The organism is Psychrobacter sp. TB15 (genome assembly GCF_000511655.1).
In the GTDB taxonomy this organism is placed as follows: Bacteria; Pseudomonadota; Gammaproteobacteria; order Pseudomonadales; family Moraxellaceae; genus Psychrobacter; species Psychrobacter submarinus.
The window spans coordinates 228,256-240,553 of record NZ_AYXN01000015.1; the positions used below are offsets into that span (position 1 = coordinate 228,256).

Consider the following 12,298-nt stretch of genomic DNA (forward strand, 5'->3'; position numbering starts at 1 on the left):
GTTAACAAGCGAACCTTAATTTATGCCTGATATTATAGATAATGATCCTACCCTATTAGCGAGTGAGCCGATGGACAGCCGCTCTGTCGCTGAATTCACTGAACAAGCCTATCTCAACTACGCCATGTACGTCATCATGGATCGCGCCCTGCCCAATATCGCTGACGGTCTCAAACCTGTGCAGCGCCGTATCGTCTATGCGATGAGCGAGCTGGGACTCAAAGCGAGCGCAAAACCCAAAAAGTCGGCGCGTACCGTCGGTGACGTGCTCGGTAAATACCATCCGCACGGTGATAGCGCTTGTTATGAAGCGATGGTGCTGATGGCGCAGCCATTTAGTTATCGCTATCCGCTGATCACCGGCCAAGGCAACTGGGGTAGCCCTGATGACCCCAAATCCTTTGCCGCCATGCGCTATACCGAAGCCAAAATGTCCGCTTATGCCAATACGCTCCTTGCTGAGCTAGGCCAAGGTACGGTTGACTGGCAGGATAACTTCGATGGCTCCTTGCAAGAGCCTGTGACCTTGCCTGCGCGTCTGCCTAATATCTTGTTAAATGGCACGACAGGTATCGCCGTCGGTATGGCCACCGATATTCCGCCGCACAACTTAAACGAAGTGGTGCGCGCGGCTATTCGCTTGCTCAAAAATCCAGGTCTCTCGGTTAAGCAATTGACGCAATCCATACCCGCGCCTGATCTACCGACGAATGCTGAAATCATCACTAGTAAAAAAGACTTGCAGGCGATGTATGAAAGCGGGCGCGGTAGCTATAAGATGCGTGCGACCTTCCATATCGATCCCAAAGAAAAAAACCTCGTCATTATCGATGCGCTGCCCTATCAAGTCTCAGGCAATAAAATACAAGAGCAAATCGCCCGCTTAATGACGGATAAAAAACTGCCTTGGGTCGTCGATATCCACGATGAGTCCGATCACGAAAACCCTTGCCGCATTGTGCTTGAGCTCAAATCAACCCGCGTCGATGTCGAGCGGGTGATGAGTCATCTATTCGCTAGTACCGATCTTGAGAGTAATTACCGCGTCAATATGAATATGATTGGCCTAAACGGTAAGCCGCAGGTCAAAAACTTAAAAGAAATCCTAGAAGAATGGTTAGTGAGTCGCCGCTCAGTAGTCACCCGCCGCGTGCAGTTTCGCTTAGATAAAATCGATAAGCGCTTGCATATCTTGGCAGGCTTACTCATCGCATATCTGCACATTGATGAAGTCATTCGCATTATCCGTGAAGAGGACGATCCTAAAGCAACTTTGATGCAAGATTATAATCTCAGCGAGATCCAAGCCAATGCTATCTTGGACATTCGCTTGCGTCAGTTGGCAAAATTAGAGGAGATTGAGCTACGTAGTGAACAAGACGAACTCAAAGCAGAACGCGCCAAACTACAAGAGTATCTTGATAATCCTGAGAGCTTAACTCGTCTAATGATTGATGAGTTGACAGCGGATATGAAAGAGCACGGTAACGAGCGTATGTCGCCACTGATGGAGCGCGATGAAGCCCAAGCGCTTAAAGAGTCGGATCTGATACCAAGCGAGCCGATTACCGCGATACTCTCCAAAGCGGGCTGGATACGCGCGGCTAAAGGTCACGAGGTCGACCCTCAAGGCATGAGCTATCGCTCAGGTGACGCCTATCAAGCGTATGTGCGCGGTAAATCAAATGAGAAAATCTACGTGCTCGATAGCACAGGACGTAGCTATAGTATTGACGCGCACAACCTCGCCTCGGCGCGTGGTCAAGGTGATCCACTGACCAGCGTACTCAAACCACCCGCAGGCGCAAGCTTTGAGCAGCTACTCACGGGTAGCGACGATCAGCGTATCATCCTCGCCAGCTCTAACGGCTATGGCTTTATCAATACGTTAGCTAATCTTGATAGCAATCAAAAAGCGGGTAAAAAGATCATCAATCTGGCCGCCGACAGTCAGCTGTTGCCAGTAGCTCGTATCGACGCTAATACAACGAGTAGTGAAGATAACGCAGAAAAAGTCACTCCTGATCACGTCGCGGTGGTGACGAATGCTGGCTATTTATTAATCTTTGCACTCGATGACTTGCCGGAACAAGCGCGCGGCAAGGGTAATAAAATGATCACGCTTAAGGGCGATGAAGAGGTATTAGCTATCACGCCGCTAAGCTTGCAAGACAGCTTAATCATTACTGCGGGTAAGCGTCATGTGACTTTAAAGCCGATGGATTTGGCGAATTATACGGGCACGCGTGGTAATCGTGGTGGTCAGTTGCCAAGAGGCTTTCAGAATGTGAGTTCGGTTGAGGTTGGGTAGTCTGGGGTTTATTTATTTAAGTTTTATAAAGCTAGGCTAAAAGTCCAGCCTACGCTTACTGGGAGAATATTATGAGTGAACAACATGTTTTTATTTATATCAAAGACCAAGAACATATTTTAACTGACGAACAAAAAGAAGAAGCATTTTCACTTTTTGACGAAAATATTATCGAATGTGAACATGAACCCTATTTTGATACAGTTGAAAATCTACAACTGACGCATTCAGACATTATTATTACTAGCCCGTTCATGATGACCGCTGGGGACTTTGTAGCGACTAATAAATTTTGGCAATTAGATGACAATGAAGATGAAGAGTTTGAAAGCGACATTAATGAAACCATTTCCATTCGTTCAGAAATATTAAAAGAATTAGAGGATATATTGGCTACTAAGATTGCGGTTGTTTGGGAGCATCGAGATTAGTTTGCGTAGGGTGCGCCACGCGTACCGATAACACTCGAAAATGGTGCGCGTGGCGCACCCTACTACTAACTCATCTTATGATTTTCCTACAAGTAAAACCCCAACCACGACGAATATCAAAAAGAACATAAGCTCACCGCTAGCCCCGACTGTAGCGGTATCCTGCTGAGCTGGGCGAGTTGTGAGGGCTAGGTTTTGGGGTGGCTCGCAGAGCAGGAGACACCCCAAACCGTAGCCCTCGTCTCGCGCGGGTAAGCAGATACAAGCGTAAGGCGGGAGAAGCTACTAAGGATAATTTTCACCGCCGAAAATCAACCCCTACCCCTGCCGTAACCCCAAAATCGGAATCACCAAATCCTCTTCATCCGTGAGATGTTGCTGCAGTAAAGCGGTCACTTTGACTAGCGTTTTATGTAGCTCTTCAGCCAGCGCTTTATCCTCTATCTCACTTCTCGCCAGCTGATCATTTTGAATTTGTAACTTATCGAGCAGCTCATTAAGATACTCATGATCATGGCCTAATATCTCAAAGGCAGGTGCGAGCTTGGGGTACATGCTGACAAACTCTGGGAAAAACCCTTCGTCCTCCACCCCGTGGTGCTGATGCAGTTTGAGCACATGCATATTGATGCGTTTCAATATTTGTGAGCGGTACTCGCTCCAGTCAAACTCGCCGCTGATATAAGCTTCGCTGATTTGCACAAGAATACGTTGGCGTTTGCGTATATTGGTATGTACCTTAAGCCAACCTGAGGTCTTATAAGCGTAGTCCGCGCCAAACCACTGATCGGGCGGCAGCTTATTATATAAAAACAACCAATCCGTCTCCAAGCGGCTATCAGGATGCCTTGGAGCCAGACTAAATAGATTATCGTCTAAAGCCTGCTGACTTGTCTTATTATTGGCAGATAAGGTCATTGAGTTATCCTAATTTATTATGGGGTCGATACTGAGTTATATGGTAATTTTACTCTTTGATTGATAGGGTTAGCTGAGCAAAACACCTTTCTAATATCGATAACAATAAAGCGATAAGCGCTGTATAGACGCCTGATAAATAACATAATCCACCCTGACAAAGCTGCAATCGCTCCTTTATAATAAACGGAATTTATCAAAGTAGGCTTAACTTATGAGTAAATGTATTAGCCTTATCTTTCCGCATCAACTGTTTGCTGATACCTCGCTTTGGCAGGACGTGTGCTACCTCATTGAGGAGGATTTATACTTTACTCAGTATCCGTTTCATAAGCAAAAGCTAGTGCTGCACCGCGCGAGTATGAAGGCCTACGAGCAGACATTAAAAAATGCGGGTAAGACGGTGCACTATGTAGATTCAGTACATGAGCATAGCGATTGCCGCAAGCTGATTGCGAGCTTTATAAGTCACAAGGATGAACCAGATAATGATCAATCCATCAAAAAAATTTACTGTATTGACTTAGTCGATGACTGGTTACGCATGCACGTGCAACAGGCGATATTGGACGCTGATATCGAGTTTGATGTGTCGCCGACGCCGATGTTCTTAAACCCTTTGCCTGTGTATTGTGAGTTTTTTCGCGATACTCGTCTGTTTCATCACGACTTCTATATGGAGCAGCGCAAACGTGAAAAGATTCTGATTGATGACGAAGAAGAGCCGATTGGTGGACAGTGGTCATTCGATAGGGATAATCGCAAAAAATACCCGCGCAAACAGACGCCGCCTGCAATCAAGTTTCCTAAGTTAACTGAGCGTTACGAGGAAGCGCTAGGGTATGTCAAAGATAACTTTAGCGAGCATTATGGCGAGGCCAATGTCGATTTTCGTTATCCGACTACGCATGATGAGGCAGAAGAATGGCTTGAGGACTTTTTAGCGATACGCTTTAAGGAGTTTGGCAAGTATGAGGACGCTATTGTCGCCGATGAGCACATTTTGCATCACAGTATCTTGACGCCGATGCTCAACACCGGACTGCTCACCCCTGAGCAAGTGGTAACGCGCACGCTGGAGGTCAGCGAAGAATACGAGATTCCGCTGAACTCTTTAGAGGGTTTTATCCGTCAGATTATTGGTTGGCGCGAGTTTATGTATGGACTCTATGAGTCTATCGGTCGCAAGCAGCGCACGAGTAACTTTTGGGGTTTTACCCGTAAGATACCGCCGAGTTTTTATACGGGCGATACCGGAATTGTACCGATTGATACCACGATTAAAAAAGTGCTGAAGACGGGATACGCGCATCATATTGAGCGCTTGATGGTGTTTGGCAATTTTATGCTGCTCTGTGAGTTTGACCCTGATGAAGTCTATCAGTGGTTTATGGAGCTATTTATCGATAGCTATGATTGGGTGATGGTGCCCAACATCTATGGCATGAGTCAGTTTGCTGATGGTGGCCTGATGGCGACGAAACCTTATATTAGCGGTAGTAACTATATTAATAAAATGAGCAATTATCAGACCAAGTGCAAAGGCGAGCTGATTGAGTGGGCGGCGATATGGGACGGCCTGTTTTGGCGCTTTATGTATGTGCATCGCGACTTTTTTGAGAAAAATCCGCGTATCGGCATGCTACTATCGATGTGGGATAAGATGGATAACGACCAGCAAAAACAGCACTTAAAAAATGCCAATGAGTTTTTAGCGCTATTAGACAAAGGTAATTAGGGCGTGTTGAACATTCACAAATGCGCACTGCTGATCGCTAAAATAGTTCTAGTCTAAGTGAAAATTGCAGATAATGCTTATTGCATTGGCTAGCTGATTTTATTTAAACAGTCGCAACGACTAGGGCGATTTTAGCATCAGCCCTTACTACAACAATAGGGACCAGGATAACTATGTTTACCGAATTTAAGGCCAGCGGCGCACAGGCAACCAGTAAAATCCCAACGCCAAAAATCATCTTCTTCGATATTGATGATACTTTGAGCCGCGCGGGCATTATCGATAAAACCAATCAAGCGACACTAGAGGCGCTAGCGGATAGCGATATCAAACTTGTCATCTCAACCGGCCGCTCCAAAGCCATATTGCCGCCTGACATTTTAGCGCTGCTAGAAGCGGATGTACTAGACGCGATTATCTGTATGAATGGTCAATACAGCTTCGATAAAAGTGGCAGAATCAGTCACTATCCGCTGACCGATCAGCAAACCGCAAAAATCGTTCATCTGTGCCAAGCGAGCAATCTCATCCACAAGTTTGATTCGGCGACGCATATTTCATGGTCGGATGAAAACGAGCGCCTGCGCGAATTTAATGCGCGCACGCCGAACTCTATCGTCGACCCTAATTATTATCAAACCAATGAAGTCTATCAATGCTCAGTGTTCTTTAATAACCAACTGGAAAAAATGCAAGAGGTGGACTTTGCTAAGGATGATCTCAAGCTGGTGCATTGGCACAATACGGGCGCGGATATCTTGCCGATAGATGCATCAAAAGCGCGCGGTATCCTCGATGTTTGCGCGTATTATGGTGTGGACGCTCAAGACTGCATGGCGTTTGGTGATGGTTTTAATGATTTAGAGATGTTCGATTTGGTGGGCTTTGCCGTCGCTATGGGAGATGCACAACCTGCCTTAATTGAGCGCGCCGATTTTGTCACAGGCACTATTGAGGAGCGCGGGATTCAGTCGGTGCTTGAGCGCTTGGCGCTAAAGGTTACTTCATAAGTACCATAGATAGTGAGTACTAAAAAAAACCCTTGCCATAACCTGACAAGGGTTTTTAGTGTTACACAGATAGCTATTGCCAATCCTGCTACCGTAGCGATAAAACCAGCTTATCTAGCAGGATAGAATGTCTCTGCACCAGGCCCAACAGGTAGACCCAGTACAAATACCCAAATCGAGAACAAAATAGTCCAACCCATCAAAAATGCCATCGAGTATGGTAGCATCATTGCCATTAAGGTTCCGACCCCAGTGTCCTTTTTATAGCGAATAGCCACTGCCAAAATAAGACCAAAGTAGCTCATCATCGGCGTAATAATATTAGTGGTTGAGTCGCCAATACGGTACGCCGCCTGTATCATCTCTGGCGCGTAGCCTGTGAGCATCAGCATAGGTACAAAGATAGGTGCTGTCACTGCCCACTGTGCTGACGCTGAGCCGAGCATAAGGTTGACCAGACCACAGATCAGGATAAAACCAACCAATAGCAGCGGTCCAGTTAGGCCAACATCACTTAAGAAAGTCGCGCCAGATACCGCCATTACCGAGCCTAAGTTTGACCATTTAAAAAACGCGGTAAACTGTGCAGCAAAGAACACCAAAACGATATAGATGCTCAGTGAGCTCATCGAGTTACTCATGGCGTCGACGACGTCTTGGTTATTTTTGATACTGCCGGTAATCTTACCGTAGATATAACCTGGTATCGCAAAAAACACGAAAATAAAGACCACAATGCCTTTTAGAAATGGTGATCCTGATACTAGACCCGTCTCTGGGTTACGTAAGATACCGTCTGCAGGGATGATGGTCCATGCTAGCAATAAGCAGAATATGAGCATGCTGATACCGGCCCATAGTAGACCCTTTTTCTCAAGTGCGGAGACTTTTTCGATTTGCGTCTCGAGTACTGAGGCATCATCAGCATCTTTAGGGTTGTATTCTCCTAAGCTTGGCTCAACGATTTTTTCGGTGACAAAATAACCTAAACCACTGATCAAAAAGGTACTGGCGATCATAAAGTACCAGTTGGCTTCTGCCCCAACGATATAAGCTGGGTCAATGATACGCGCCGCTTCTTGGGTAATCCCTGATAATAAAGGATCCACTGTTCCTAATAATAGGTTAGCACTATAACCACCTGACACCCCAGCAAATGCTGCGGCTAGACCAGCTGATGGGTGCCTGCCTAATGAGTGGAAAATCACTGCTGCTAGTGGTATCAGTACTACATAACCCAGCTCAGCTGCCGTGTTCGACATAATACCGGCGAATACGACGGTAAAGGTCACCATCTTTTTTGGGGCATTCATGACCAGACCTCGCAGTGCAGCCGATATCATACCCGAGTGTTCAGCGATGCCGACACCGAGTAAGGCGACTAGAACCGTACCTAGCGGCACAAAACCTGTAAAATTAGTCACCAGATTTTCGACGATACGAGCCAAGCCTTCACCGTTTAATAAGTTGACGACTTCGATCATGCCGTCAGCGCTGCGGCCACTGGTGCCCTCTGGTCTTGGGTCAATGACTGATACGCCAAAGTACGACATGACGGCTGAGAGCAGCAATAACAGCACTGACATCCAAACGAATAAAATAACAGGATGCGGTAATAGATTACCGAGCCACTCGACCCCTTTTAAAAAACGCTGCATACGCGAACTGTGCGCGCTTGCCTCAAAATTATTATCTGGCGGATTGCCATTTGGTGAGCCATTTTCTTGCATAAAACACTATTTCTATCCTATGTTTGACCAGTATCAGAACTTAGTAAGACTCTAAGTTCTGAACAAAGTTTTGAATTCAATCATAATTTTGAAATGAAAACAAACTATTTTCATGGGATATAGAAACAATTAGTAATAAACAATATTGAAATGACTAGTAGCTAAAGAGTTAAGGTACAAAAGTAAAGGCCTATATAACTATAGGCCTTTAAAAATAAGCGCATCACAGAATTTTATCTAGTGAATAGTGACTTTACATTAATGATAGTAATATTAAATTACTCAGAAGATTTAACTTCGTCCAACAACCAAATCATAAAGCCAACTGCCCAATTTATAACAAACGCCAATGACAACCACGAAAACCACAATTGCTAAAATGTAAGCCAAAAAGTCCGGTACGCCCGTCATCCATCCAATCGTAAAGACCGTCCCTAAGTAAGCTTCCATTGGCCAATTAATAATAGGCGCAGAAGTACTCGCGTTAAGTAAGACTATTAAAGCGACTAGGCCAATTAAAGCCGTTATGATTCCTGCGCGTTTTTGGTTGTTCATATTATCTCTCTTATCTTAATGCTTTTATTATTATATTTATCCACCTCAAGCGCTAAGGCATGGTCAAGCCGCCATCGACGGCGATGGACTGACCGGTGATAGCGGCGCTCAAATCAGACGCCATCAGCAGTACAGAGTTAGCAAAGTTAGCAACTGAGGTGGCCTGACGCAGCGGCGTGGTGGTGGCGATATAGTCAAAGACTTCCTCAGTCGTGAGGCTACTAGCATCGGTGGTCTTTAACAGGCCGCCTGCTAATAGGTTCACGCGAATGCCGTGCGGACCAAGCTCGCTAGCTAGATTGCGCGTGAGCCCCACCAGCGCCGATTTGGCGGTCGTATAGTCGTAATAAGTCACTACAGGGTTATAGATCAGATTGGTGGAGATGTTGATAATTTTGCCCATTTGCTGCGCTTTCATCTGCGGCAACACCGCTTGTACGGTATTGACTGCGCCTTTGACGATACCGTCGATTTGCTGAGAAAAATGCGCCCACTGCACGGTTTCGATGCTAGTATTGTCAGCGCTAGGGTCAAACTGATACTGCGGCAGAGCATTGTTGACGAGCACATCAATACGGCTAAAACGTTCAATTACTGCTTGCGCCATTGCTTGCACTTGGGTCAAATCAGTGACATCGGCTTGATACGCGAAGGCTTGTCCGCCCGCGTCCTTAATCTTGGCAACGACTTGTTCAGCGGCGTCTTTGCTTTGTCGATAGTTGACACAAACTTTCGCGCCAGCCGCTGCCATTTGCTGAGCAATCTCGGCACCTAGGCCGCGACTACTCCCCGTAATGATCACGACTTTATCGGTAAGAAGTTTGGGTATAGTCGTCTGAGTCATGATTTTATCCTTTGTTATATTATAAAGATTAATACTGCTCGTTTTATTGCTGCTGGTATAAATTTTAGCAATGATAGCATACCTAGCATTCTCTACACTGCGCATTAGATTAGCGGCTTTTGGGTTATCATCCTTTATTAGAGCGAGCGGATTTTGACAATGGCCTTTAAATCAGGCTAAATAACAACTATAAAGATAGCAATAGACATCGCTGATTTATATTCACTTTAGGAGATATACTTTGAGCCAATCATTATATGGACTTTTTGCCAAACCTGCTACTCATCCAGTTAAGCGCACTTTTATGACAGCCGCACCAAAAGTACTACTGAGCGCGGCAATCGCTTTGGTGCTCGCTAGCTGTAGCAACGCTGATAATGCAGCAGTCGAAGATGCAGCCGATAGCGATGTGACGTTGAACCTCTATAACTGGTCAGAATATATGCCGCAAGAGATCTTAGACGGCTTTGAGGATGAGACTGGTATTTCGGTTAATTACACCACGTTTGACTCGAATGAGGCTATGTACGCCAAGCTCAAGCTGCTTGATGATTCAAGTCAGTATGATCTTGCCGTGCCTTCTACTTATTATGTCGAAAAAATGGCTAATGAGGGGTTACTACAAGAGATTGATCAATCAAAATTGAGCAACTTTGATAATCTAGATACCTCCTTTACCAATACTAAAGTCGATCCTGAGAATAAATACTCTATCCCTTATATGTGGGGCAGCACCGGTCTTGCGATCAACGGCGACGTGATTGATCCAGCGACGGTGAATAGCTGGGATGATTTATGGCGTCCTGAGTACAAAAATCAGGTGATGCTGATGAATGATATGCGTGAAGTCTTCGGTATGGCGCTATTGACCCTTGGCTACTCTGGCAATAGCAGTAATCCTGAGGAGATTAAGGCCGCTTATGACAAGCTCACGACTATCATGCCAAATGTCAAAACCTTTAACTCAGACGCCACTCGTATCCCTTATATCGAGGGCGAAACTAACTTAGGAATGACATGGAATGGTGAGGCGGTGATGGCCAATGATGAGGGTCTCACCAGTTTGGTGTATAAGTACCCCACTGAGGGCGCAATCTTGTGGATGGATAATTTTGTGATTCCAAAGAACGCCAAAAACGTCGATGCCGCGCATCAGTTTATCGATTATCTCTTGCAGCCTGAAAACGCCAAAATCGTCAGCGAAGAGATTGGCTATGCGTCACCTAACATAGCCGCGCGTGAGCTGATGGATGAAAGCATTCGCAACAACCCAACGATTTACCCATCAAAAGAAGTACTGGCAAAAGCAGAATTCCAAGAGGATGTCGGTGACGAGGCGCTGCAAGTATACCAGCAGTATTGGGATATGCTAAAAACCGGTCGTTAATAAACAAATAGGTCTAAAAAAAACGCTAGCTTTGAGAGTTAGCGTTTTTTTATGGGCTATGTGTGTGCAGCAAACAGCGCTTACAACTGTATCTATAAATGCAAGTCCGTCTCATGACCTTGTACTTCAATACGCTTTTGCTCACGGCGCTGATAGCGAAGACCAGACGCCGCAAACCACTGCGGTTTAGTCGTTTGTAACAAGTCGCTCAACTGTTGCAACTGGGTTTGCAAGGTTTGGGTCAACCAAAAATATCCCTGCCACTCAAACGCTAAACGCTGCACGCTTGGATACTCTGAGACGGCAATACGCGTAATGGGGCGAAACACTTCATCACTGGGACTACGTAGCACCGCAGCCATATGCTGCATCGCTTGCGTCAACTCATGCTGATAATGAACCAATAAAACATGGTTTTCCTCATCGATTTCAATATTTGCCAAGCGCGGCGCAGCACTTAATAACAAATCAATGGTGCCAATGATATTGCGATGGGTACGTTGAATGGTCTCCAGTGTCTCTTTTTCGACCCCCGACTCACTTGCGGTCGCAGCGATATGTGGACGCACGGCCAGTAGGCGCTTATTGATCTGTTGTAATGTGGTGACCAACGCTCTATCAACAGGTACTTCTCCAGCTGAAAAAGCCACTGGATTTGATTTATGGGTCGTATTGCCCGCCGCTCCGTCCGCTGTATCAATATGATGGCCAACGCTTGCATACAAGCTGCTACAAGCATCAAGATTGCTACTCAATAGAAATCGCCACATCAGCGTTGATTTGAGCGGCAAAATGAGTGTGACTGCGACCGCCACGCCTGTCCCTAGCAAGATATTGAGCGCACGGTAAATGCCGTCTTGACCAATACTACTATTGCCTAGATCGGAGACAATCATTAACATCGTAATACCCGTCAGCAGCCCTGTGTAGCCAAGCTTACGAACGGCCAGATAGCCAATAATGCCGCTTAATATACCGATAAGTGCATAATCGATCCATAGCCATGCCCCTGCATTTTGATTGAACCACAACACCCCTAATGCTGTGCCAATACCTAGTAGCGTGCCCAGCACACGCTCTTTGGCTTTGGTATAGATAGCGCCTTGATACTGTAACAATCCTAAAATAATAAAAACCGTAATGGTGGTCCACTCACCATGCGGCAGGTTTGTGACTTTATTGACTAATAGCGCCAGTATGACAGCCACTCCCAGACGACAAGCATGTAACACATCTGCACGTTGATAACGAATGTAAGGCTCAATAAATGGCGCAGTAACACGCTGGTAAAAGGTTGATTTCACGCAAGGCTACTCTTTTTAGTGAATAAACGAGTTTTAGTGAATAAACGAGTTTTAGTGGATAAATGAGGTA

General features: G+C 45.7%; 10 protein-coding genes. 5 read left to right on the plus strand and 5 right to left on the minus strand.

Going from position 1 to position 12,298, the window contains the following annotated elements; translation table 11 throughout:
• Window positions 1-22: 22 nt before the first annotated feature.
• Together parC and W234_RS0103805 are read left to right on the plus strand one after the other, a co-directional pair.
• Window positions 23-2,311: a DNA topoisomerase IV subunit A gene (gene parC, locus W234_RS0103800; RefSeq protein ID WP_025644890.1), complete on the plus strand. Its 2,289-nt coding sequence runs from the start codon at window positions 23-25 to the stop codon at window positions 2,309-2,311.
• Window positions 2,312-2,382: 71 nt separating this feature from the next.
• A complete protein-coding gene (locus W234_RS0103805) occupies window positions 2,383-2,742 on the plus strand; it encodes a hypothetical protein (protein ID WP_025644892.1) in 360 nt (119 codons plus the stop codon).
• A gap of 318 nt (window positions 2,743-3,060) precedes the next feature.
• On the opposite strand, the gene W234_RS0103810 is transcribed toward W234_RS0103805, so the two are convergent.
• Entirely contained in the window at window positions 3,061-3,660 is a 600-nt protein-coding gene (locus W234_RS0103810) for a hemerythrin domain-containing protein (RefSeq protein ID WP_025644894.1), read from the minus strand.
• Window positions 3,661-3,874: 214 nt separating this feature from the next.
• Here W234_RS0103810 and W234_RS0103815 point away from each other — a divergent pair, with 214 nt between their 5' ends.
• Together W234_RS0103815 and W234_RS0103820 are read left to right on the plus strand one after the other, a co-directional pair.
• Complete coding sequence (locus tag W234_RS0103815; protein ID WP_025644896.1) at window positions 3,875-5,398, plus strand: cryptochrome/photolyase family protein; 1,524 nt, start codon at window positions 3,875-3,877, stop codon at window positions 5,396-5,398.
• Window positions 5,399-5,571: 173 nt separating this feature from the next.
• Window positions 5,572-6,408, plus strand: a complete 837-nt coding sequence (locus W234_RS0103820; protein ID WP_025644897.1) for a Cof-type HAD-IIB family hydrolase — start codon at window positions 5,572-5,574, stop codon at window positions 6,406-6,408.
• 110 nt (window positions 6,409-6,518) lie between these two features.
• Here W234_RS0103820 and W234_RS0103825 read toward each other — a convergent pair whose 3' ends face one another.
• The 3 genes from W234_RS0103825 to W234_RS0103835 all read right to left on the minus strand — a co-directional run bounded on the left by W234_RS0103825 (window position 6,519) and on the right by W234_RS0103835 (window position 9,537).
• Window positions 6,519-8,138 carry an AbgT family transporter gene (locus tag W234_RS0103825; protein ID WP_025644899.1) on the minus strand — a complete coding sequence of 540 codons (1,620 nt, stop codon included), beginning with the start codon at window positions 8,136-8,138 and terminating at the stop codon, window positions 6,519-6,521.
• Window positions 8,139-8,429: 291 nt separating this feature from the next.
• Entirely contained in the window at window positions 8,430-8,693 is a 264-nt protein-coding gene (locus W234_RS0103830; RefSeq protein WP_025644901.1) for a hypothetical protein, read from the minus strand.
• A gap of 52 nt (window positions 8,694-8,745) precedes the next feature.
• Complete coding sequence (locus W234_RS0103835; RefSeq protein WP_025644904.1) at window positions 8,746-9,537, minus strand: 3-oxoacyl-ACP reductase; 792 nt, start codon at window positions 9,535-9,537, stop codon at window positions 8,746-8,748.
• Between the two features lie 241 nt (window positions 9,538-9,778).
• Here W234_RS0103835 and W234_RS0103840 point away from each other — a divergent pair, with 241 nt between their 5' ends.
• Window positions 9,779-10,924 (plus strand): ABC transporter substrate-binding protein, encoded by a 1,146-nt coding sequence (locus W234_RS0103840; RefSeq protein WP_025644906.1) that lies wholly within the window; start codon window positions 9,779-9,781, stop codon window positions 10,922-10,924.
• 92 nt (window positions 10,925-11,016) lie between these two features.
• Here the strand turns inward: W234_RS0103840 and W234_RS0103845 are convergent, their stop codons facing one another.
• The gene (locus W234_RS0103845; RefSeq protein WP_025644908.1) at window positions 11,017-12,228 is read right to left on the minus strand and encodes an FUSC family protein; all 1,212 of its coding nucleotides are present in this window, start codon (window positions 12,226-12,228) and stop codon (window positions 11,017-11,019) included.
• Between the last annotated feature and the right edge of the window lie 70 nt (window positions 12,229-12,298).

Coding starts and splice junctions, on each gene's coding strand:
- W234_RS0103805 (WP_025644892.1), top strand. CDS start 2,383: ATGAGTGAACAACATGTTTTTATTTATATCAAAGACCAAGAACATATT.
- W234_RS0103835 (WP_025644904.1), bottom strand. CDS start 9,537: ATGACTCAGACGACTATACCCAAACTTCTTACCGATAAAGTCGTGATC.
- W234_RS0103810 (WP_025644894.1), bottom strand. CDS start 3,660: ATGACCTTATCTGCCAATAATAAGACAAGTCAGCAGGCTTTAGACGAT.
- W234_RS0103820 (WP_025644897.1), top strand. CDS start 5,572: ATGTTTACCGAATTTAAGGCCAGCGGCGCACAGGCAACCAGTAAAATC.
- W234_RS0103825 (WP_025644899.1), bottom strand. CDS start 8,138: ATGCAAGAAAATGGCTCACCAAATGGCAATCCGCCAGATAATAATTTT.
- W234_RS0103830 (WP_025644901.1), bottom strand. CDS start 8,693: ATGAACAACCAAAAACGCGCAGGAATCATAACGGCTTTAATTGGCCTA.
- parC (WP_025644890.1), top strand. CDS start 23: ATGCCTGATATTATAGATAATGATCCTACCCTATTAGCGAGTGAGCCG.
- W234_RS0103815 (WP_025644896.1), top strand. CDS start 3,875: ATGAGTAAATGTATTAGCCTTATCTTTCCGCATCAACTGTTTGCTGAT.